24 protein-coding genes are annotated in these 22,722 nt (G+C 42.0%); 5 read left to right on the top strand and 19 right to left on the bottom strand.

Features of this window, described 5'->3' with window-relative positions:
- Positions 1-832: 832 nt before the first annotated feature.
- Positions 833-1,117 carry a CAP domain-containing protein gene (locus tag IEW05_RS26025; protein ID WP_308420448.1) on the bottom strand — a complete coding sequence of 95 codons (285 nt, stop codon included), beginning with the start codon at positions 1,115-1,117 and terminating at the stop codon, positions 833-835.
- Between the two features lie 196 nt (positions 1,118-1,313).
- On the bottom strand, positions 1,314-1,517 hold the full coding sequence (locus IEW05_RS17205) for a CPBP family glutamic-type intramembrane protease (RefSeq protein WP_188541084.1): 204 nt from the start codon (positions 1,515-1,517) through the stop codon (positions 1,314-1,316).
- A gap of 67 nt (positions 1,518-1,584) precedes the next feature.
- On the opposite strand from IEW05_RS17205, the gene IEW05_RS17200 reads away from it, so the two are divergent.
- Positions 1,585-2,295, top strand: coding sequence for a Dph6-related ATP pyrophosphatase (locus IEW05_RS17200; RefSeq protein ID WP_188541083.1), 711 nt, complete (start codon positions 1,585-1,587; stop codon positions 2,293-2,295).
- 128 nt (positions 2,296-2,423) lie between these two features.
- Here the strand turns inward: IEW05_RS17200 and IEW05_RS17195 are convergent, their stop codons facing one another.
- The 9 genes from IEW05_RS17195 to IEW05_RS17155 all read right to left on the bottom strand — a co-directional run bounded on the left by IEW05_RS17195 (position 2,424) and on the right by IEW05_RS17155 (position 11,354).
- Complete coding sequence (locus IEW05_RS17195) at positions 2,424-3,560, bottom strand: efflux RND transporter periplasmic adaptor subunit (protein WP_188541082.1); 1,137 nt, start codon at positions 3,558-3,560, stop codon at positions 2,424-2,426.
- Between the two features lie 19 nt (positions 3,561-3,579).
- The gene (locus IEW05_RS17190; RefSeq protein WP_188541473.1) at positions 3,580-4,413 is read right to left on the bottom strand and encodes a carbohydrate ABC transporter permease; all 834 of its coding nucleotides are present in this window, start codon (positions 4,411-4,413) and stop codon (positions 3,580-3,582) included.
- A gap of 56 nt (positions 4,414-4,469) precedes the next feature.
- Positions 4,470-5,363 carry a carbohydrate ABC transporter permease gene (locus IEW05_RS17185; RefSeq protein WP_188541081.1) on the bottom strand — a complete coding sequence of 298 codons (894 nt, stop codon included), beginning with the start codon at positions 5,361-5,363 and terminating at the stop codon, positions 4,470-4,472.
- A gap of 79 nt (positions 5,364-5,442) precedes the next feature.
- Positions 5,443-6,852, bottom strand: a complete 1,410-nt coding sequence (locus IEW05_RS17180; protein WP_188541080.1) for an ABC transporter substrate-binding protein — start codon at positions 6,850-6,852, stop codon at positions 5,443-5,445.
- A gap of 21 nt (positions 6,853-6,873) precedes the next feature.
- Positions 6,874-7,611, bottom strand: coding sequence for an N-acetylmuramoyl-L-alanine amidase family protein (locus tag IEW05_RS17175; protein ID WP_188541079.1), 738 nt, complete (start codon positions 7,609-7,611; stop codon positions 6,874-6,876).
- A gap of 238 nt (positions 7,612-7,849) precedes the next feature.
- Positions 7,850-8,608 (bottom strand): hypothetical protein, encoded by a 759-nt coding sequence (locus IEW05_RS17170; protein ID WP_188541078.1) that lies wholly within the window; start codon positions 8,606-8,608, stop codon positions 7,850-7,852.
- A complete protein-coding gene (locus IEW05_RS17165) occupies positions 8,605-10,044 on the bottom strand; it encodes a sensor histidine kinase (protein WP_188541077.1) in 1,440 nt (479 codons plus the stop codon). The genes IEW05_RS17170 and IEW05_RS17165 overlap by 4 nt, the downstream gene beginning before the upstream one ends.
- A gap of 3 nt (positions 10,045-10,047) precedes the next feature.
- Positions 10,048-10,704, bottom strand: coding sequence for a response regulator transcription factor (locus tag IEW05_RS17160; protein WP_188541076.1), 657 nt, complete (start codon positions 10,702-10,704; stop codon positions 10,048-10,050).
- Between the two features lie 95 nt (positions 10,705-10,799).
- On the bottom strand, positions 10,800-11,354 hold the full coding sequence (locus IEW05_RS17155; protein ID WP_188541075.1) for a GNAT family N-acetyltransferase: 555 nt from the start codon (positions 11,352-11,354) through the stop codon (positions 10,800-10,802).
- Between the two features lie 160 nt (positions 11,355-11,514).
- Between IEW05_RS17155 and IEW05_RS17150 the strand changes: the two genes are divergently transcribed.
- A complete protein-coding gene (locus IEW05_RS17150) occupies positions 11,515-11,853 on the top strand; it encodes a PadR family transcriptional regulator (protein WP_188541074.1) in 339 nt (112 codons plus the stop codon).
- A 27-nt stretch (positions 11,854-11,880) separates the two neighbouring features.
- Entirely contained in the window at positions 11,881-12,501 is a 621-nt protein-coding gene (locus IEW05_RS17145) for a DedA family protein (protein WP_188541073.1), read from the top strand.
- A 46-nt stretch (positions 12,502-12,547) separates the two neighbouring features.
- Here IEW05_RS17145 and IEW05_RS17140 read toward each other — a convergent pair whose 3' ends face one another.
- From IEW05_RS17140 to IEW05_RS17105, 8 genes are all read right to left on the bottom strand, one after another.
- Positions 12,548-13,078: a VanZ family protein gene (locus IEW05_RS17140; protein ID WP_188541072.1), complete on the bottom strand. Its 531-nt coding sequence runs from the start codon at positions 13,076-13,078 to the stop codon at positions 12,548-12,550.
- Between the two features lie 14 nt (positions 13,079-13,092).
- The gene (gene vanY, locus IEW05_RS17135; RefSeq protein ID WP_188541071.1) at positions 13,093-14,001 is read right to left on the bottom strand and encodes a VanY-A/VanY-F/VanY-M family D-Ala-D-Ala carboxypeptidase; all 909 of its coding nucleotides are present in this window, start codon (positions 13,999-14,001) and stop codon (positions 13,093-13,095) included.
- Between the two features lie 121 nt (positions 14,002-14,122).
- Complete coding sequence (locus tag IEW05_RS17130; protein WP_188541070.1) at positions 14,123-15,223, bottom strand: HAMP domain-containing sensor histidine kinase; 1,101 nt, start codon at positions 15,221-15,223, stop codon at positions 14,123-14,125.
- A complete protein-coding gene (locus IEW05_RS17125) occupies positions 15,216-15,914 on the bottom strand; it encodes a response regulator transcription factor (RefSeq protein ID WP_188541069.1) in 699 nt (232 codons plus the stop codon). The genes IEW05_RS17130 and IEW05_RS17125 overlap by 8 nt, the downstream gene beginning before the upstream one ends.
- A gap of 249 nt (positions 15,915-16,163) precedes the next feature.
- Positions 16,164-17,720 (bottom strand): sigma-70 family RNA polymerase sigma factor, encoded by a 1,557-nt coding sequence (locus IEW05_RS17120; RefSeq protein ID WP_188541068.1) that lies wholly within the window; start codon positions 17,718-17,720, stop codon positions 16,164-16,166.
- Positions 17,721-17,784: 64 nt separating this feature from the next.
- Positions 17,785-19,149 (bottom strand): TrkH family potassium uptake protein, encoded by a 1,365-nt coding sequence (locus IEW05_RS17115; RefSeq protein WP_188541067.1) that lies wholly within the window; start codon positions 19,147-19,149, stop codon positions 17,785-17,787.
- A gap of 151 nt (positions 19,150-19,300) precedes the next feature.
- Complete coding sequence (locus IEW05_RS17110) at positions 19,301-20,038, bottom strand: uracil-DNA glycosylase family protein (RefSeq protein WP_188541066.1); 738 nt, start codon at positions 20,036-20,038, stop codon at positions 19,301-19,303.
- Positions 20,039-20,058: 20 nt separating this feature from the next.
- The gene (locus IEW05_RS17105) at positions 20,059-20,421 is read right to left on the bottom strand and encodes a winged helix-turn-helix transcriptional regulator (RefSeq protein ID WP_188541065.1); all 363 of its coding nucleotides are present in this window, start codon (positions 20,419-20,421) and stop codon (positions 20,059-20,061) included.
- 161 nt (positions 20,422-20,582) lie between these two features.
- Here IEW05_RS17105 and IEW05_RS17100 point away from each other — a divergent pair, with 161 nt between their 5' ends.
- Together IEW05_RS17100 and pgoN are read left to right on the top strand one after the other, a co-directional pair.
- Entirely contained in the window at positions 20,583-21,776 is a 1,194-nt protein-coding gene (locus tag IEW05_RS17100; RefSeq protein ID WP_188541064.1) for an MFS transporter, read from the top strand.
- A gap of 20 nt (positions 21,777-21,796) precedes the next feature.
- A complete protein-coding gene (gene pgoN / locus IEW05_RS17095) occupies positions 21,797-22,639 on the top strand; it encodes a glyoxal/methylglyoxal reductase (RefSeq protein ID WP_188541472.1) in 843 nt (280 codons plus the stop codon).
- Positions 22,640-22,722 lie beyond the last annotated feature (83 nt).

Here is a 22,722-nt window from a genome sequence, read left to right as displayed (position 1 = left end):
TTCCACGCACTCGGTTAGGTACGCCGTCTTTTGTTCCCATTGAATACTTACATGATCGGGACTGAGACACCCGATCACCACATTCCGTTGATGCTCACGGTACACCATTTCAGTCAGCATCACGGAGAGTTCCAGGAAACGCGCAAGATCTATAGATGGAACCGTTATATATTCTCTCAATTTTTTATCATATCTGATGGTTATGCACCTTCTAAGTTCTATATTTATTTTTAATATTTCAAATAATGATATATTATATTATCGGTTAAATGAAAGATGGATTTATATCTATCTATCAATTAGGCTCATATGCTTCTTGAATCCAATCTTCAAAGATCGGAGAAAAATAAAAGCACCCCTATGGGTGCCAGTTCTTCACCAAAAGATATTACCTATCTTCTTCTAAACAAATTTCTGCCGATATCGTAAAGACCACCAATGTGAGCATTGGTGGGTATTTGCTTGACTCCCAAGGTACGGTACGCATTCGAGAAGGAAAAATGAGCTGGAATTCCATTGTCGTTGGAAGCGTGCAACTGCTACAAACGAACAAAGATATCCATAAGGCGGATGCTTGTTTAATAAATATGGCTCATGGGCGATATTTGTGTATCGGTTCGTCCTGTTGATAAGAAGCTTAATCTCCATCCCGCCGGTAGTATAGAATGAACTTTGCTACATTTCTATCTCTTACAACGCTTGGTTCCTTAATCTGGAATACAGTTCTTATCTATATTGGAGCCGGGTGGCTCTTCCTGGGGAGATATCGTTGGTTATATGGATGTCTATTCGAACATCATCTATATTGCCTTTACCCTGTGTGTCTTCCTATTCATGAAGAGTTCTGAAGAAGAAGGAGAACTAAGGAGACATTGCGGTGTGGCAGGTGGTGGGACAGGGGGATATTTATCCACACTCTCATAACTTCCTCCGGTGTTGCTTGACCCGCTACTATTTTCTCTCCATAAGCACGCCAGCTAACTCCAAACCGATCTAACATTTGCTGTGGAGTACCGTAGATTGGGGATGTATGGCTAATATAATTGTTATCTCTCATATCTCTTGATTTCAAAACTGCAAGATCTGTTAACCTCGAATTAAGAGTTAAAGCAGCAATTCCTCTTCTTGATGAAATAACTTTTCTTATTTTTTATCCCTCCTACAATGTATTGAATTACAATATATTGTTGAAAAAGGAATATTGCTTGTATTATGATCTATGATCATACTGTACATTTAGTGGAGTAAAAGATAGTGTGATTGAGAGTTTCGACTGGTAACTTCTTTTAAACCTACTTAACTTGGCTTTCGTCTTATCTTCCAAATATGTTCATTACACTATGAAGAATAGTTGTGGAATAACAATTTTTTGTTTTATATCGTACAACACCTAAGACAATACCAAAGATTAACCCTGTTACAACTTTCATCAGAATAGCAAACGGTATTTTACTATTCTGCAAAATGACCAATCCTATAACTATTTTAATTAAAGAACTTACTTGTTCCATTCTCATCTTAGTTCCTCCAACAAAAATATAACTTATTCAACAACAGTCGTAACAATAAAGGATAAAAATTACAATGATGGAGATTACAGGCCGGAAAAATGGCGCCCACGGGCATAAATTTATAGCTTCTTTTAGTGGAGGAAAGGACAGTGTTCTAGCTCTATACAAGGCCATGAAAATGGGAACGGCAGTTGGACTAATCGTCATGTTAGAGGAAGAAGGGAAACGTTCGAGATCCCACGGAATGCCGCCAGAACTCATACGTGCCCAAGCTGAATCTATAGGTTTACCGGTATATACCGGGGCAGCAAGTTGGACTGATTATGAAGAAGTGTATATGCAACTCTTAGCCCAAGCTAAGGATCAAGGTGCCGAGGTGTTAGTAACTGGAGACTTGGATATGCCAGCTCATGGTTGTTGGTATGACAAAGTTACGAAAAATGCGGGATTAAAGCTTGGGATGCCTCTATGGGTAATGGATCATAGAGAAGCAGTCGAGGAATTTATCCATCTTGGATTTACCACAATTGTTGTAACCGTGAATCTATCCTTAGGCATGCGAGAAGATGATTTAGGACGGACACTCACCTTTGAATATATACAAGAGCTTATAGCGCGTGGTATTGACCCCTGCGGCGAAGGTGGCGAGTTCCATACGACTGTTATAGATGGGCCGCTGTTCAAACACCCTATTCCTGTTCGTAAATGTCAGATTGTTAGGGACGGAGACTATGCACTTTTGCCATTGGAGCTAGATCAGATGGAAGATATGGGCATGAATTAAATAAGATGATGGTATTCAGTGAAAAAAATCCATAAAAAATCGTCTTCAGTGAATGAGAAGATGATTCTTTATGGATTCTATTGGTCAGCCCTCACGAAGCCTTCTTTGTCACAATTTTAGCATAGCTGTTAATGCATCCGAACCTTGTCACCATCCTGAAGCGGGTCGCTGCTCTCGACTATGATTTGTTCGCCCTCGAATACACCTTGGGTTACGGCTGATACTTGCTCATTGGAATCAGCGACGATAATGGATGTTCTTCGAACGTAATATGTGTTGCCAAGCGGACCACTTCTTTCTTCGATTTTAAATATATAACTTCCGTTGCCATCTTTGTGGATGGCTTTGTTGGATATCAATATCGCATCATCAGATGTCGGTTTAATCAGCTCCATGTGAACTCGATCGCCTCCCTTCAAACTCTCGTCTTGTACCTTGACTAGAATATTCTTCATTGGAGAATTCAAGGTCGTACCATTACCTACGGAGCCTGTGTCGATGGAATTTGTATCTTGGATCTCTGCAATTTGGCCTTCGACTTGTTTGACATTCTTTCCACCCACTTGAACATCAAGCTTTTCTCCTATCTCTAGCAGATCAGCTATACCAGCAGGGGCTAACATCTCAAACCCAAGGCTTCCGTTCGAGATACGCACATCCGCTCCCCCATTTGATGAAATAAGGCCATCTGTTGCGTTTACTTGCGTGACGATTCCGTCAAACGGAGCAACCAATTCACGATTATTAGTCAAATGATCCTGTAACTTTTGTATTTTTCGTTGTTGAACTCCCAGATCGATTTTACTGGTCTCGATTACACGTTTAGCGCTACGTATGCTCATCTCATCTCCGCTCTGTACAGCCTCAATATAACTGCTCTGCAGTTCTTCCATTGAAAGCTTAAGCTTTTGAAGACTCGCTTGTTCGTCCAGAATCTGTTGTTCCGCCTCTGTACTGTCATATAGGACCAGCTTCTGGCCTTTCTTCACAACCTCTCCTTCCTTAACATCTACACTCTTAACTTTCCACCCCGTACTATTCGTTAACGTTACTTCTGTCATCCACTTTAATACACTACTACCTTGAAACATATGAATAAGCTGCCCCCGACTCGTTTCTACTACAATAACCTTAGGTAGAGTCAGAGCCGTCAGCGTGTTGCTAAGCAATGTAAATACAATCAGGAGGCTGATAAACAAGCCAGAAAGCAATCGAATCATTCGCTTACGTCCAGACTTCGTTTGTTCTGTATGTTGTAATTCCATTATAATCACCCCCATATGACTATCCTTTAATTCCCGATAGCTGAATTCCTTCAACAAAGTAGGACTCTGCGTATAAAAACAACAGCACCATTGGGGCCATATATAGCGCCGCTGCAGCAAAAGCAACCCCGCGGTCTCCTTCGTTGATACGTGACAAATATAGCGACAATGGCTGCTTGAATGAATCCCCTAGAAAAATAAGCGGCTGCTCGACCATATTCCAATTATCAACAAATAGCAATACGATCAGTGCTGCGATCCCAGGCTTAATGAGAGGAACGATGATCTTATAAAAGACCCTTAAATTTCCGGCTCCATCCATTTTGGCTGCTTCGATATACGAACTCGGAATATGTAATATGAACTGTCTCAACATAAACACACCGAAAGCGTTGAAAATTCCCGGTACAATAATCGCAGATGTCGTGTTCATAAGTCCAAGCTTCTCCACAATAATGTAATTGGGAACCAACGTGACTTGAAATGGCATAAGCATGGTCATTAAATACATGATAAACAACTTATCTCGCCCCCAGAATCGGAGCTTGGCAAAAGCATAGGCCGCTAGAGATGCGACTAGCACTTGCCCGACAATGATAGGTGTGACCATCAATACAGAGTTCCAGAACATCTGGAGGAATATAGGCTTACGAACCAACACTCCCGCATATTGACCGAACGACAGCCAATCGGGAATCAACTTCAGATTAACATATCCATTTTTCTCTCCTGCTGCGGTATTGATCATCTTGCCAATGAGATTATAGTTATGGTCAATCTCGCCTTCCGTCATCAACGAGTTTGTGAATGTGACCACAATAGGAAATAACATCATCGCGGCGATTATCCCCATCACCAACGTTAACGAAAACTTGCGAAATATAACCAATGTTATCACCGTCCTTATACTTAATCCATGAATTGCCGAAAACGGCGTTCTATTGAAAGCATGACAGTCACACTGATTAGAATACAGCCTACCATCAAAGTGGCAGCGGCCGTCAGTTTCTGAATATCGAGTGATAGAAACATATTGTTCATATAATGTTGCAGCATATAAATTCGATCATGTGGATAATCGCCAGCGATTAGATACGTTTCACGGAAAACTTTGAACGAATTAATAATGGACATTAAAATGACAAAGAACATGGTCGGAGTCACATAGACTAGCGTAATATGAATCAGTTTATGAAATCTGCCCGCACCTTCGATATCCGCAGTTTCATAGTAATCCTTAGGAATACTTTGTAGTCCGGCCAAGAATAAAATGATGTTGTACCCGATATTTTTCCATATATAGACGATGATGAGCACGCCCATAGACCAATTTGACTTCATCCAATCGATTCGTTCTATATGCATGCTCTCCATCCACAAATTCACTGTCCCATTCCAGTCGAATAAAATTTGCCACATCATAACAATGGATGCGACGGGTACAACAAGTGGCAATACAAAAGCGGTCTGCAGCCAATTCCTAATAAATAGTTTTTGATTCAGCAAAAGCGCAAATAATAAGGACAGAGCAACGATGAAAGGTACACTTACACCGGTAAATAGGAATGTGTTTGTTGCCGCTTTACGAAAAGATCCGCTAGCGAGCAGTTCATTATAATTGTCCAAACCGACAAAAGAGCCATCCACCGTGCTATCTTGAAAAGAATAGAGTACTCCCATGACAAACGGAATAAGATAAAAAATGGCGAAGCCTATCAAGCTCGGTGCCAAGAAGAGAGAAGCCACCGCCCAATCCTTGCACAGCAGCTTAAATAGCTTGCTCCGAATACGCTTGCCCTCCATGTTTAATACCTCCTAAATCCACTTCAAATGAGTAAAATGAACCCTGAATTTTCGTTCAAGGTTCATTACGAGCAATTGGTTATTCATTCAAGAAAGTTGTCACCCTATTTTGAATCAACTTCGCCACGACTTCGGCTGACTTCTGTCCACTGAAATAGGCTTTGGATTCTTCTGAAATGATCTCTTCGACCTTAGAAGGTCTGAATGCAACGGGATGGGTTGCTTCAGAAATGAATTGATCTAATTCTTGAATATCCTTTGCTGTTACCTCGAACACTTTGCCACTCATAGCTCCCATTTCTTGACTAGCAGTAACCTTCCCTTCCTCTAATAGTTGCTGCCTTTGCTTCTCATATAAGCTTTTATTTAAAGGAAAACTCGTTCCTGGAGCTTGCACCTCATCAGATAACATAAATTTAAGGAAATCCCATGCTTCCTCTTTGACAGAAGACTTCTCATTGATGCCAATGGTTTGATACGTCCTAAAATAACCTCCAGCTTGCTGACCATTTGCATTGGGTTTATCGTACAGCTTGGATTTAAATACATAGCCCTTCGGATAAAATTCACTCTCTTTTAAGGTAATAATATAATCAGTTGGTGAAATAATAGAAACCGTTCTGAATAGAGGGTGTACTTGTTCTTGAGTGATCATACGTTCGTCGGACAAGGACTTTACTTGCTGGAGTAAAGTAGTAAAGGGTTCCGAATCGAAATTCACCTTTCCATTGACCTCATCTACAAACGCCCAGTATTGATCTTTGACCATTTCATTTAATAGAGCATCCGGAGAACTAAATACTCCATATTTGCTATTTTTCTCTCCAAATTTCATTAGTTCTCTGATTACATCGGTATATTGACTCCAATTCCAAGTCTTGTCGTCAAACTTCACCCCGTTTTTCTCAATCAATGTCTCGTCACCCATCAGACCATACACAATGAATTTCAAGGGCATCCCATAAATTCCGCCGTTTGTCTTAACATTGTCCAAAATATTGTTGAAATATTGCTCTTTCTTAAAGGTTGGATCATTCTCTATGATTTCACTTATATTGGCTAATAATTTATTTTTCACATATTTATCCATTGGCAATTGATCCATTTGAATCAGATCAGGACCTTTACCTGATAACATGGCCGTGTTCGTCATTTTTTCGAATTTCTCAGTAGCTGCTTGCAATTCTGGACCATCATCACTCTCTAAATATGTAAGCTCGATCGTGATATTAGGATGTTTGGCTTCATATTTCTTCTTAGCATTTTTATAGAAATCATCAGGAAAATACGTGGAGAACACAATGGTTTTCTTCTCATTATTGGATTTCGTTCCTTCAGTCTTTTCTCCGTCTGTCTTATTTGCATCGGGCACTTTTATTGTCATATCCTCGTTTGGTGTTTGCGCTGTATTCCCATTGTCAGCACGGCTACAAGCAGAGACAGAGATCATGAGTATAATTGTTACCATGATTAACAATGCTTTTTTCATATTTATTCTTCCTTCCTATTTCTAATCTTCTCTATCCACGAAATACTTTTTAATCCCTTTCACAATGGCTCCGGCTGTTCGATTCTGGTGCATATCGCTGAGCATATTCGTTTCATCGCTCCGGTTCGTGAGGAACCCCACCTCCAGCAAAACAGCGAGATTGTTGCTGTTCGTAAGTACCTTCCAGCCTTCCTTTTTCACACCGCGATCCTTGAATCCTGTAGTTTCTGCTAGTTGCTCGTGCACCTCGCGTGCGAACGGAAGGCTTTCGTCTGCATAATAATACGTTTCAGTGCCAGATACGTCGGGATCCGTGTATGTATTCCCATGAATAGAGACAAATGCATCTGCATCTAGATCGTTTGCGATTTGGGCGCGATCCTCCAGACCGACAAAGGTGTTATCCGTACGTGTCATGTACGCCTCGAACATCGGCTCCTTCTGAAGTAAGTCAACAACCTTCATAGACAGCTCGAGCGTGTACGCTTGCTCCCTGTTACCGCTAACTCCTTCTGCGCCAGGATCCTTGCCCCCATGCCCCGCATCGATCACGATTTTGTAGCGTTGGGATACTTTACTTGGCGTTGCCTCATTCTTGTACGGCAAAACTGCCGACTCCGCCGAAGGTGTGATTCGATTCCACGAAACCGTGGATGAGGATAGTCCATATATCGACCAGACCATTCCTATCAAAGCGAAGACACTTATTAAAAATTTCGCTTGGCGGCGTTGAAGCTGTTTTCTGCTTATCCTTATCACGCTGTCTCGCTTCCTTGTCTCTCGGATATCAAATAATAAAACCGTATAGATGGGCACTTGCGCTAATCCATCGTCCCTCATCCATCTTGCGGCGGTACTCTGTCAGTATAGTAAGCGCATATATGATAAGTTAGATGGACTTGTATTGAAGTTGTAAAGATTGCATTCAACCAGCAGATCAACACAAAAATACCAGCTGCGGCTGCAGCTGGCACTGGTACTGGTACTGTTGGTCAACTTATGACCCTGAAAAATAACTAAGCATCGCCATCACTTCTTTGTTAAACCCAACCACTTGCTTCGTTCTAGTATTAATTATGATACTGTAGCTTAATGATTGGTTATCCTTACTCATATAATACAATTCCGCTACGATCCCAGAGCGGATGCCTTTCTCATCCAGGATTAGATCGGACAAGGGATAACTTCCCTTGTCCTGAATAAACTGATTAGCGATCTCGACTACCCCATCCATTATCACATTCGGTTCATTATCGTTATAAGTGACCTTTGAGATCTGATCTACTTTGGCTATTTTTATTACTTCACCATCTTTGGCATTCAACACAATATCATAGACTTCATTTCGATCAGCCGAAAGGGTTAGAGTCATGTAAAACAGACCGTCAGGAAATTTATTCAGCTCCTTTTTGATATCAAATTTGAACCCCTGATTGTGCTTTGGTTTCGAATCAACGCCGTATTCCGCCTTGTCTAGCAAATCTTTAAACTTCTTCTGATCTATCGCCATCAACTCGAATTGGACCACGTCCATCGTCAGCTTCTTGTTAAAGTACTTGTTGACTGCATTCAAGCTGAGCGTCTTCACAGTATCCTGAGAAAGAACGCCTTCGTAGTTCACTTCGTTGCTGTTGTGCTCTTGGGTTATTTTTTTTACCATGACAGTGTCCTTTTCGATCGCGTTGAACAATCCCCCACACCCTGTCGTCAGGAACATGAATAACGCACATACGATAACTAAAATGAGCTTATTCATGAATTCATCCCGCCTTTCGGACCTATCTGATCGAAAATAACGCCAATCGTCGTTCCCTGATTCTCTTTACTGCCCACTTCGATGACGGCATTATGTATGCTCGCTACGCTTTGACATATCGAGAGACCTAAGCCCGCCCCATTGTAGCTTCTCGTTCTAGCTTTATCCGCCATGTAGAACGGTTCAAAAATTTTGTCCCCATGCTCTTTGCTAATACCGATGCCTTGATCAATCACTTCAAGAATGTAACGGCCGTCACGCCAGTAAGTACGGAGCATGATGCTCTGTTGTTCGGCTGAAGCTTTAAGCGCATTGTCAACCAGATTGAAGATCAGAATTTTGATCAAATCCTTGTCTAGTTGTAGCTTGCCCTCTTCGCAATCCGTGATGATCAAAACCTGCTTCTCCTTGGCCATCATCTCCAATGCAGGCTCGATCTCGGCGATAACGGCTCCCATATCATGCTCCTCCATCTGGAAATGATCCTCCTGAAGCATAATTAAATCCATTAGCTTGAAAGAAAGCGATTCTAATCGCTTGCCTTCCGAGTAAATGATATTCAACCCATCCAGAAACCGCTCTTCGTTGTATTTAGTCGTCCTCAGGAAATTTGTATATCCGATAATCGACGTGAGCGGCGTTTTTAATTCATGAGTAAAATTATTGATGAACCTTTGCTTCTCTTGATTGTGCCGCTCAAGCTCATTAATTGTATTCTCGACAACCGAAGCCATATCATTAAAATTGCGTGCCAATACGCCTATTTCATCCTTTGATTTCAACCTAACACGTTCCGAAAAGCCCCCCTGCGCAATGACTTGAGCCGTTCGATTGAGTTGATTGATCGGCTTCGTCAGCCCTCTGCTCACAAAAAGCATAATAAGCATATAGAGGAAACATGCGGCCAAATCTACTCTTACGAAAAAACCGTACTGATCCAAGCGATCCTGGTACAAGGGAGTAACGTCTTTCATGTAGGTGAACACATATCTTTTATTATTAATATTCGTAATGTTCGATGTGAATAATATCGTATGCTGATCGATATCCCGCAATATGTAATTAATTTCGTCGATATCCAGGTTATCCAATTCCTCACGATGCGTCGGCATCGTGAAATCGGTATTGCTGAAGATCATCTGGTTCGTATCGTTTGTAATCTCCATATAAACATGTTCGTCGCTATTCTTCGCAACAAATTCATTGGCGATACTGGTTAATACCGTTTTCTCGTAATCAATAGAATCGTAGATACGAAGGATCGGAACAATCGCATCTACGCTGGAATGAATGCTCATATTCTGGCTTAACACGTTATTGATTTCCTGTCCAAGCATTTTGTTATGGCTCCGCTCAATGACCATAATGGAAGCCGCATTAAAGATGATTACAAAGACCAGAAAAGAGAACAAATAAATTTTTTGCCAAAATTTCATCGGTCAATCCTCCAGCCGGTAACCGATTTTGTAAATGGTCTTAATATGATCCTGAAGCTGAAGCTTCTTGCGCACCGATTTGATATGCATATCGACCGTTCTCGTCTCGCCGTAATAGTCGCCTCCCCATACTTTATCGATGAACTGCTCTCTGGAGAGGGCGATGTTCTTATTTTTCAGCAACACGACAATCAACTCGTATTCCTTCGGGGTCAGTTCGACTGGCTCCCCCTGTTGGGTCACTTCTCGTTTGTCTAAGTCTATTTGAATGTTTCGAAACTTTATCATGTGTTCTTCTTTGCCGTATCTTCGCAATACGGTTTCAATCCTGGCCAGTAGTTCAATCCCTTCAAAGGGCTTGACCATGTAGTCGTCGGCTCCCAAGTTCAATCCGCCCACTTTGTCGTAAACCGAGTTTTTCGCCGTCAGGAAAATGACCGGAATGCGGTAAGGCTGGATTTTTTCCATTAACGCAAATCCGTCGAGCAGCGGAATCATGACGTCGAGCAGGATGAGATCAAACTTCTCTTGCTTCACCGCCTCAAGCGCAGCCAAGCCGTCGTACACCTCAGTCGTCACGTAGTTCACGAGGTTGAGATTCATTTTAATGATTTTGGATATATGGATATCGTCTTCAACGATCAAAATCTTCTTTTGCATATTTAGAAATCTCCTAATTCACCGAATGTGTACTCATACCATATTATCTTGTTATACGGTTCCCCCCGATTAACTCTCACCACTTTCCACTAGGTTCACGGTTCTCTCAACAATGCAAACATATTCAAATCCACATACGTATCGCGAAAGAAGGCATATTGCTTCAATAGACCTTCCAACTGAAAACCAAGCCGTAGCAGCAATCTTTCCGATGCTTCATTCTGTGGATATACAAGAGCCTCGATTCGATTCAGTCCCATATCCTGATAACCATACGATATCGCCGCTGTCAGCGCCTCATGGGCATAACCTTTGCCATGATAGGACTCATTAAGCTCATACCCAATCTCTGCGCGGTTATGAGAATATGCCCAAGCATGGAATCCTACCGTTCCAATGACTTGTGCGTTCTCCTTTAGCTCAATCCCCCAACGAAAGCCCCTCTGCTCCTCGAACAATAGTCGAAATCGTTCAATCATCTCTTCTGCTTCAAGCTGTTCTATTAGTGGGAATCTACCATAATACCGTGTAACTTCTTCTGAAGAGAGAATGCGGAACAATGCTGCAGCATCCAACGGTCCAAGTTGTCTTAACCGCAAACGCTCGGTCTCTAGTACCGGAAACTGTCTTAACTCGCTATTTTCCACCACGGCCAATTTCCCCCCCGTATATTTTTACCAAGTTTATCTGACCACTATGAAATTAGCAATCTCGTTTTCATGCTTTCCAACTATTTTGCATTTTCAAACCATCTCATTTATGATAAAAAAGTACTTAATATAGTTGAGTACTTATTTTGGGGGTGACACTTTGAATACCGAAATGCTAAAGGGTACCATCGATCTGCTGATTTTATCTGTTCTTAAAGAAAAAGCGAGCTACGGATACGAGATATCTAGGACGATAAAGTTAAAAACCCAGGGGGAATTTGAGATACAAGAGGCTACGCTGTACTTGGCCCTCAAACGGTTGGAGAAGCATGATGCCATTTCCTCCTTTTGGGGTGATGAAACTCACGGGGGAAAGCGTAAATATTATTCCATTACGGAAGAGGGAGTACAGTTGTTAAATAGAGATATTCAGGATTGGGTGAATACAACCAACATTGTGAATCGATTTATTCAAAGTCCAAAAGAGCATGTAACTTAGAAAAACAAATCTGATAGGAGTGTAGAAATGGAACAATGGATCACTGACGTCATGAATCAGTTTGGCTATATTGGTATTTTTCTATTGATTGCGATAGAGAATCTTTTCCCACCTATTCCATCAGAGGTTATTCTCACCTTTGGCGGTTTTATGACTACCTATTCAAATCTAAGTATTATCGGAGTCATTATCGCATCCACCATTGGTTCAGTAGTCGGAGCCATCATTTTGTATTGGATTGGTCTACTGCTTGATGTCAAAAGGTTGGAAATGATTATCGTCAAATATGGTCGCATCCTTCGTTTAACGAACAAAGATATCCATAAGGCGGATGCCTGGTTTAACAAATATGGCTCATGGGCAGTATTTGTGTGTCGGTTCGTCCCGTTGATAAGAAGCTTAATCTCTATCCCGGCCGGTAGTATACGAATGAATTTTGCTACTTTTCTATCTCTTACAACGCTTGGTTCCTTAATCTGGAATACAGTTCTTATCTATATTGGCGCTGCGGTTGGCTCTTCCTGGGGAGATATCGTTGGTTATATGGATGTCTATTCGAACATCATCTATATTGCCTTGATATTGATCTTTGCCCTATGTGTCTTCCTATTCATGAAGAAAAGATTCTTGAAGAAGAAAGAGAATTAGGAAACGGCGTGGTAGGTGGGACAGGGGGACAGGTCCTTTATCCCAGTTAAGAGTGGGACAAGGAACCCGTCCCCCCATCTCTGCCCCATACCCACATAAACAATCTTACGACACCATAACCGATCAATCCGCCAGTTGTATTCAAGATCAGATCATCCACATCAAAGGTTCCAATGTATAACACAAGTTGTGCCACTTCGAAACTCAAACTGAGAGCTAGAGATGAAATCAACACTCTCCTAAAAGATGCACCCTTATGATGAAATAGTATGGAAATGAACACTCCGAACGGAACAAACACCGCGATATTCCCTACTAAGTTAATCAGTGAATGAGGATCAGAGAGCGATATATCCTTCATTGCATTTAGGATCTCCTTAAAGGGGACTAAATTTCCTAGCCGTGCACCGGATCCAAATACCCGCTCAGGTTTGTTAAAAGCCTGCAACAATTGACCGTAGAGAAACGGGAGGTTGGGAGGATTCCATTTTAATAAAATCAGCCTCATTAGTGCATATAAATACACGACAAATCCTGCGGTTAGAACAACTCTCAATACAGGCTTCATAGGTTTCATTGTAGTTCCTCACCTCATTCCCCATCTAATTCGACAGTGATAATAACTCCATCTAAATTATTCCCGGATATCTCATACTGACTATTCGCTGGTATTTTTACGGTCGTTCGTTTCGAAACAGGATAATAAGTAACCTCATATTCCTTGCCCGCAACTGTTGTTGAAATACTCCCGTGTTCTTTCAAGAAATCTACGTACTCTTCTAGCGTCAGATTATGCTCCTGCATAATGACACTATGCGGCGTACCAACATAGCGAAAATGCCAAGGCTCATATTGAATCCCTGTAATCGCCGTTTTATCCTCTGGGTAACGCAAAATAAAGCCATACTTCCAGGCATTTTCCTTCAACCATTTGCCTTCAGGCGCTTTACTCATCTCGGCTTGAGTGGAGCCTACATCAAGCGATAATCCTAAATTATGCTCACTGTACCCCGCTGGCAAAGCGTAATCCGAGCCCTTGGTCTGATACAATTCTTCTTGCTCCTCAAAGTCCCGATAGCCACTACTGATCATAAAGCGATTAACCCCATCGCTCTCCGCAACCTCTATCATCTTCTGAAATTGTTCCGCTACACTTTTAGACAACCTGATATTCGTATCCAACAGTCCATAACTCTTCACCATATTGTTTTGCTTAAATAGATTAACAACATCAGACTTCACACTTTGTTGCTGAACAGGATAGTCTTTGTTCACCAGCAACAAATTGCCTTGGTAGATCTGATCTTGAGTCACGACTATTTTCTTCGTATTTCCAAAGGGATTCGAAACGGTATCTGCAACCTTATGAGTATCGCTATCCTCCCGAACTATTCGCTTTTCATTAATTAGCTTATTTTCTTGCTGGGCGTATGGTCCCAAATACCGAGATCCAACGACTAGCAGCAATACAATCAACAGCAAAAAGCCCCACTTCTTCATGTGCAGTTTCCTCCTTGATCCTTCATAATACCTAGGATAGAGAAAAATGTTTAAGAAAAAATAGGACAAATCTAAAGATTTTCTTAAGATGGGACAGAGGGACAGGTTTCTTGTCTCATTTTCAATTGCCCATGTCCAGCGGCAACCTCACTTCAAATTGCGTACTTACCACATTACTCTCAGCAGTAATGATCCCGTCATGTTGCTCTACTATATTTTTCGCTATAAATAAACCAAGTCCAGTCCCGCCATCTTGATGTGTCCGCGCTCGGTTGCTCGTATAATACAGGTCAAAAATATGCGGTAATTCTTCTGGGGCAATAAACCCTCCATAATTGATCACCTGAACTACCACTTGTCCTTCCTTCGATTCACAATTGATATCTACAAACTGACCGTCTTTACCATAACGAATTGCATTGGCTAAAAGATTCTCAAACACCCGTGCCAGCAGCTCTCCGTCTCCGTTAATCCATAGATTAGGCGTAATAGTCAATCTCGAAGTTACGTTATTATTCTCAAAAGTTGGATACATTTCTTCATTTAATTGCACTAGGAGCTCACTTATATCTATTCGTGACTGTTCAATAGGCAGTCTGCCATAGCTCATTCTGGTGATTTCGAATAGCTCATCAATGAGCCTTTCCAAACGCTGTGATTTGGTATAAGCAATGTTTGCATAATGCCTGACCTGCTCTTCGGTTAGATCACGATCCTTAAGAATCCAATCGAGATAACCTAGCACAGAAGTCAGTGGCGTACGTAAGTCATGCGCTAGATTAACGACCAACTGATCCTTACTATTTTCCGCAAATTCTCCTCTTTCAACAGCCTCTTGTAATTTTTCGCTGGCAAGATTAAGGTCATCTGCAATTTGTCTAAACTCATCATTGGAGGAAATATGGACACGATGGTTAAAATCCCCCTTAGCAAGCTGATGAATGCCCCTAGAGATTTCATTGAAATAGGTCGCATATGGTTTGGTCAGTATAAAAAAGAAGAAAATCGCCAGAGGAATAAATATAATCAGAAAGGCGTTCACGTCGCCAATATCTCTCATGAAGTAGCGAATCGGAGTTAATGGATCTTCAAATTTCACCTGAGAACGATAATACAACTGAAGAATTTTATATATAGAGTACGTAATCAAGCCGGATATTAACATACTTAGCCCTAGCAACAGAATCATCCTGGTCCGAAAGCTACGGAATATTTTATCCATTGAACGTATACCCCACACCCCAAATGGTTTTGATAAATTTGGTCTTATTGATGTCGTCGCCTAGCTTTTTACGTAAGGCCCGAATATGCACCATGACCGTATTATTGCCACTCTCATAGTACGCTTCGCCCCACACATGCTGGAAGATGCTTTCCACATTGAAGACCTGCTTGGGATTCTTAGCTAACAAATATAAAATATCGAATTCCTTGGGCGTGAGCTCGATCAATTCGCCATACAGGGTAACGGTATGCTGATCGGGGCATATGGTCAATCCTCCCGCTTCAAGTATAGGTTTGGTCGCTACTGAGGGTTGACTGAATTGCATGGATCGGCGCAGTTGAGAATTGACACGTGCAACTAACTCCATTGGATTGAATGGTTTGGTCATGTAATCATCGGCCCCCATAACAAGCCCAGTAATCTTATCGAGGTCAGAAGTTTTCGCGCTCAAAAAAATAATCGGCATATGATGTTTTTCGCGAATTTGCCTAGTGACTTCATACCCATCTAGCTCTGGCATCATAATATCTAAGATCGCCAAATCTATCGATTGGGATTGAATGGCTTGCATAGCCTCTTTCCCGTCGGCTGCTTTGATAATATGATATCCTTCTTTTTTCAAATGTAACGCGATCAGATCTGCAATTTCCGCTTCATCATCCGCTATTAAAATGGTGATAAGCTTCATCTCATCCAACTCCCATATCAATTAATCCTATCAACCTTAGCATGCACCGTACTCATATTTACCATAACTTCTATTATCCACTTGATCAAGCGTGGAGTCATCATGAGGATGATCCTGATAGATAAACGTGTAGGACTAAGAAAGGTTACGAATGTACGCCACATGCAAAAAGAAACCCCTAAAACCGCTTGGTTTCAGGGGCTACCCTCCTTGGGACCAAGGTGGGAGAAGAATCCTGTCCACCTGTCCCTACTGAAGCGTTTTATTGGCAGAATCCCAACGCCACTGAGGAGATTTCCCCAGCAAATGTACCCCGCCATACCATTGATCTATGCCCTTCGTTACAACCCAGTCCTCTTGTCCGTTCATTACCGCCATGCCTAGTTCTGTGAGCGCAACTTCAGCGTTATGAACTGGCGTCGTCGGTTCATTAAAGGTAGGACGTACCGTTAAATCATCCATTTGCAGTAGTGGGCACGGATCTTGAGACATCTTCTGTAGAAGATACCAGTATTCCAGATCCCCCATTCCTAGAACATGAAGCTTATTTCCCACATTTCGAAACAATTCATGAGGCGTATTTATTCCAGCATGAACCATCTCAAGCGTTGTCTGTTCTACTACACCAAGTCCATTGTACGTTGAAGGAAATCGCGATAAATGAGCCTCAAATGCGTCATGCGCAAAGGGCAATGCGGAAGTATCTTCAGTGAGCATCTGTTGCAGCCGCATAGGGTCTTGAGAAGCATAGGCCTGCCACAAAGCTTTACCAAGTTCCAGCTCTGGAGCCCCGATCGTTCTCCAGGTTCCCGATAACGTTCCTAGCTGTTCCGCAGATAGTTGTCCTAACCCGCGAAATACTTCGATTCCGGGATATTCTCCGATGCACAATAAGCTCAGCTTCATTGTGCCCAAATGCTGCTGCGAGAACCAATGGAGCAAATAGCATAACATCGACTGATCAAATAAATCATGCTCGAACCATAACACAACCTCGTCGTACTTTTGAAAATCAGCCAGAACCTTCTCCTGATCCTCACTACTCTGAATAAAATCCCCTTTTGGCACGCCCAACGTTTGCTCTAAATACTGTGCTCGAACGGTACGATGATTAGATATCGCAGGATCTACAAATACAGGACCATGCGGGTAGACCTCTCTCCATACGAGAATATCCCCGTCTACCACGCCTTCTCGCAACCTCTCCGCTACCGAATCCCCATTTACAATGTGTAACATGCGTTGTCCTCCTTCATGTAGATGATGAAATACGGAGATCAAATCGGCTACGGGCAATGCTCCTTTGAGCTTATGGCGAGCATCAAAGATTCGCTTCTTCAATACGGGAACAGATACACCCAGAACTAATGAAATTTCCTTCAGTGAATACCCCTGGAAATAAAATAATTGAACCGCAATTCTCATATTGGATGTTAATTTGGCGATAGAGTCGTGAATGAGTTGTTGCATTTCTCTTTGCTCAATAAGTTCAGCGACATTTGTAGGTGACTCTACCGAGTGAACTGCTTCATCATATGGAACTTTATCATGCTGTTGTCTACGCAAGATACGATAACATTGCCTAACAACAATAACTTTGAACCATCCTGGGAAAGCATCTGCTGTACGCAACTTGTCCAAATGCAGAAACGCTTCTGTGAAAGCCTCTTGGACGGCATCTTCTGCTAATTGATTATCACGCAGCTTTTCATACGCAATCGTTATTCCCATCCCGGTATAATGCCGAACAATATGTTCAAAAGCCAGTTCATCCCCCAGCTTTGCGGCTTCGATATGCTGAATCATGCCCCTCGCACTCCTTTCTTTCCGTATGATAGTAAGTGCCAAGGGGGCGCAAAAAGGTTACGGATTACCCTGTAATTACTCTTTCTTTTGGATAATGGAACTTGGCTTTCTTTTGTTTGCCGCCAATGATAAATAAGAAAGACGTTAGTCCAATTCTACCAATGAACATCAAAATCATCAGCAAACATCTCGCAAAAGGACTAAGCTCTGGAGTAATCCCCGTCGACAATCCTACCGTACCGAAGGCTGAACATACCTCCAAAAGAATCGCAATAAGATCTTGTCCGCTATCGGAAATGCTTATAGCAATCACAGACATACAGCACATAATAATAGCTAATAACGTAATGGCCAGTGATTTCAGCACATCATCTTCATGAAGTTCTCGGTTAAAAATCTTGATATCACGGTTTCCTTTAGCAAAGTGATAAATAAATAAGATGTTAAGTGCAAATGTCGTCGTGCGAATCCCACCCCCCACAGAGTTAGGGGACCCACCAATAAACATAAGAAAGCTCATTAGCAAGTGCGTTGGCATCGAAAACTCATTGATGTCCATGGTAGTTAGCCCGGCACTTCTCGTCGTTGCCGCTTGAAAGAATGCATAGAAAAAGCTCTCATGCCACGACATACCTTTAAAGTAGTGTTGATATTCGAATAAGAATATAAAAATGGTCCCTATTAAAAGAAGAATCGCATACGTGAATGTCGTCAACTTCGTAAATAAAGAAAAGCGAAAAGGGCCTTCCGCATGGTTTCTTTTTCTAGAAAGAAAGTTCTTCACTTCAATTAAAACAGGAAACCCAATGGTTCCAAAAATGATCAGTATAATCGTCACCAGTTGCACAAAATAGTCACCCGCAAAAGGAATAAGTGATTCACCGGTTATATCCATACCCGCATTGGTGGTCGCACTGACAGAAGCAAATAAGCCTTGAAGAAATGCTTCCTCCCAGGTTGGAAAATAACGCAAAAAATAAAATCCAAAAATCAGTCCCCCTATAAGCTCAGTTAAGACAATAATTTTCAGGATTTCTTTCACTAGTTGTACGAGACCCGATAATTCGAACTGGTTATTGTCTACCATGATCAGTCGGCGTTCTTTCAGCCCAATTTTTCTACCCATAAGGAGCCAGAAAAATGTACTCATCGCCATAATGCCAATACCACCAAATTGCAAGACGAGCATAATGACGAAATAACCAAATCCACTATAAGTTTCCGAAACGTTGAATACACCTAGACCGGTATCACTCACTACACTCACCGCTGTAAAGACAGTATCAAAAAAAGTCACATGAACCCCAGGCTTGTGCACGGCCGGGATACTAAATAAGAGGATCGATACTATTACAGCTAGTAAATAATATCCGCCTATAACCTGAGCAGGTGACCGTTGTTCCAGCCAACCTCTCGCTTTACGTAACATGGATGAACTAACTCCTTTTTATATACATGTAAGAGCTTATCGTATCAACTGATATTCAAAAAAGCAATGAATTTGGATCATCCAAAATAGTCCTTGGCTGGATTAGTCTGAAACATTCCTCCAAACAGTAAATAGAGCCGCTTAAATTACTCTAGAATAGATCCTTTACTATCCTTTTCATATGGTCTTGATGGTCGGCAAACTGCTTATGTCGATGTCCGTTGGCTCCTGATGGATGAGGAAATCCCCATAAACACGCTTTAGCATCCAGCTTGTCTTCTCCTACTAGGAGCTGAAGGACACTCTCCGCCGTTTTGCCTAATGGAATGATTAGCGCATGTTTCATGATGCTAAGCTCTTCACGAAGAGACACTAGAGCAAATTCCTTTAGATATGGGGATGAGATTAAATTTGGATGGGTTCCACTATAATTATTCTTCTTAAAGAATACCGGAAATCGCAATAAAGAAGTGGTATGCAGCAGACCTTGATTCTCCTTGAACAATTCTTCACAGGAAGCGATGTTCAACTGTTGATGCAAATCAAGTGTATCTAGCATGTTAATCAAGTTATTTCTCATAGTCCCGGCGAATCTCGCTGCCTCTTTTGCTCCTCTACATACTTCCTCATCTGATAAGCCAACTATTAGACCTTTAACTGCTACTTGAATGGCTATTCTCATTTGTGTCCAACCCGGCGTTATTCCTACAATAATCACTCTTGCGGAGGGATTAATATACTCATTGTGTGGTGCGTAATACATCTCAAGGGTACCATTACGCTCCATTAATAACTCATCAACCAACAGGTCTTCTTTAGATAACATCGTATCCTTAGGGAGCAAGAGCAGCGTCTCCTTATACCTTTGCAAATAATTAGAAATGAGCATGATCTATTCCTCACGTTACATTAATTATTTAGCACATTGTCTTCTAAGACAGCGAACTTATCGCCGTACTCTTTAATAATATGGTTCTCCCCCCAAGTGCAAAGCGAATCCAATATTGATTTCAGACTCCATCCATATTCACTAAGCTCGTATTCCACTTTAGGAGGAACTTGATTGTAGACAATTCGGTTCACAATGCCATCCTGCTCTAATTCCCGTAGTTGCTGAGTCAACATTTTCTGTGTAATAGCGGGCATAAGCCGCTTTAGTTCACTTGTCCTTTTTGTGCCATGTGTTAGATGACACAGGATGACACACTTCCATTTCCCCCCGATAACCTCCAGGGTCGCTTCCACTGATATGTTGTATTTCTTAGTAACCACAAATTCATCCTCCCAATCGGTTCATAGGCACTTTCTAGTGCCTATATTACTTTTTAGTACCTATATCACTTTAAAGTGCGTACTGTTCATTATCCCCCAAGTATCTCATAATAGCATCTACCGGCCGGTTATTCCACACTAACACTAAGGGAGTTATACTCATGCACCTTGATAAACGAAGAAGTACACTTGCACTCCTTGCATTAGCCATAAGTGCATTCGCGATTGGGACAACAGAGTTCATTAGCGTGGGGTTACTCCCCCTTATCGCTGAAGACTTAAATATATCTGTCACAACATCAGCTTTAACTGTTACCTTGTATGCATTGGGGGTAACTTTTGGAGCCCCTATCTTAACGTCATTGACCACAAAGGTTCCTCGGAAATCTTTATTATTCTGGATTATGATCGTCTTTATTGTGGGTAATAGCTTAGCAGCTACGGCTAGTGGAGTAGGTATTTTACTGGTAGCTCGCGTTATCTCTGCATTTTCTCATGGCGTATTTATGTCGATAGGTTCAACCATCGCAGCTGACCTCGTACCCGAAAATCGTAGAGCCAGTGCCATAGCTATTATGTTCTCTGGACTGACCGTCGCTACCGTTACAGGAGTACCCTTAGGTACGATGATCGGGCAACACTGGGGTTGGCGTGCCGCCTTTATTGGGATCGTGATCATTGGTATATTGGCTTTCATAGCCAATATGATATTGATTCCTTCTGATTTGCGTAAAGGAACCAAAACGCCGCTTCGTGACCAGCTCAAACTAGTGACGAATGGGCGTTTACTGCTGGCTTTCGTTATTACAGCCATAGGGTACGGAGGGACGTTTGTTGTCTTTACTTATTTATCCCCCTTGTTACATGATATAACCGGATTTAAGGAAAGTACGGTAGCGGTGATTCTCTTGCTATACGGCATTGCCATTGCCATCGGTAACGTTATTGGAGGAAAAGCTGCAAACCGTAAGCCTACTACGGCCCTGTTCTATATGTTTATTTTCCAAGCTATCGTACTGCTCGTCCTAACATTCACAGCCCCCTATAAAATTGCCGGTCTTATAACGATCTTCTTTATGGGTTTGTTAGCTTTTATGAATGTACCGGGACTACAAGTGTATGTAGTTACGCTGGCTGAACGATATGCTCCGAAAGCAGTAGATGTTGCTTCTGCTGTTAATATTGCTGCATTTAATGCTGGCATCGCCATTGGGGCATATTTAGGTGGTGTCGTTACCGACTCCATTGGACTTGTTCATACTGCATGGGTTGGAGCGTTGATGGTTCTCGGGGCCGTCATTTTGACCGGCTGGGCACGTTCTTTGGATCGAAAAGATAATAAAATTACAATCTAACATTAGGAGGTTTTTCAATGATCGTACAAAACTTACAAGACACAACAACATTACACAATGGTATTCAAATGCCGTGGTTTGGGCTCGGCGTATTTAAAGTAGAGGAAGGTGCGGAGCTAGTCGAGGCTGTTAAAGCAGCAATCAAACATGGTTATCGCAGTATCGACACCGCCGCTATTTATGGCAATGAACAGGGTGTTGGAGAAGGCATTAAACAAGCCATGCTTGAGAACAATATCCCAAGAGAAGATCTCTTTGTGACTTCAAAAGTTTGGAATGCTGATCTAGGATACGAATCCACACTAGCAGCCTACGAGGCAAGTCTCAGCAAACTCGGTCTGGAGTATCTGGACCTATATCTGATTCATTGGCCTGTAGAAGGTAAATTTCAAGAAGCATGGAGAGCTTTGGAGACCTTATATAAAGAGGGTCGTGTAAAAGCCATTGGGGTAAGCAATTTCCAAATCCATCACATCGTTGAATTGATGAAGACAGCTACAATTAAACCGATGGTGAACCAAGTGGAATTCCACCCACGATTAACTCAAACCAAGCTGATGGGTTTCTGCAAAGAACAGGGGATTCAAATGGAAGCATGGTCTCCTTTGATGCAAGGTCAGCTGCTCGATCAGCCTATCCTCAAAGAAATTGCCGATAAGCATAATAAATCGATTGCTCAAGTGATTTTGCGTTGGGATCTGCAACACGGTGTTGTAACGATTCCAAAGTCTACAAAAGAGCATCGGATTATCGAAAATGCGGCACTGTTTGATTTTGAGCTCTCACCAGAAGATATGGCTCAGATTGATGGTTTGAACCAAGATCTTCGCGTTGGCCCGGATCCGGACAACTTTGATTTTTAATATATGTGGAGGGACAGGGGGAAGGCCCTTGTCCCTCTTTTTTTGGGACAAAGAACCTGTCCCACCTTGAAGCTGCGATGTAT

Origin of the sequence: Paenibacillus segetis, assembly GCF_014639155.1 — a bacterium.
GTDB classification, from domain to species: domain Bacteria; phylum Bacillota; class Bacilli; order Paenibacillales; family Paenibacillaceae; genus Fontibacillus; species Fontibacillus segetis.
The sequence above is the reverse complement of the archived record's forward strand: the minus strand, read 5'-3'. Positions and strand labels throughout refer to the sequence as shown.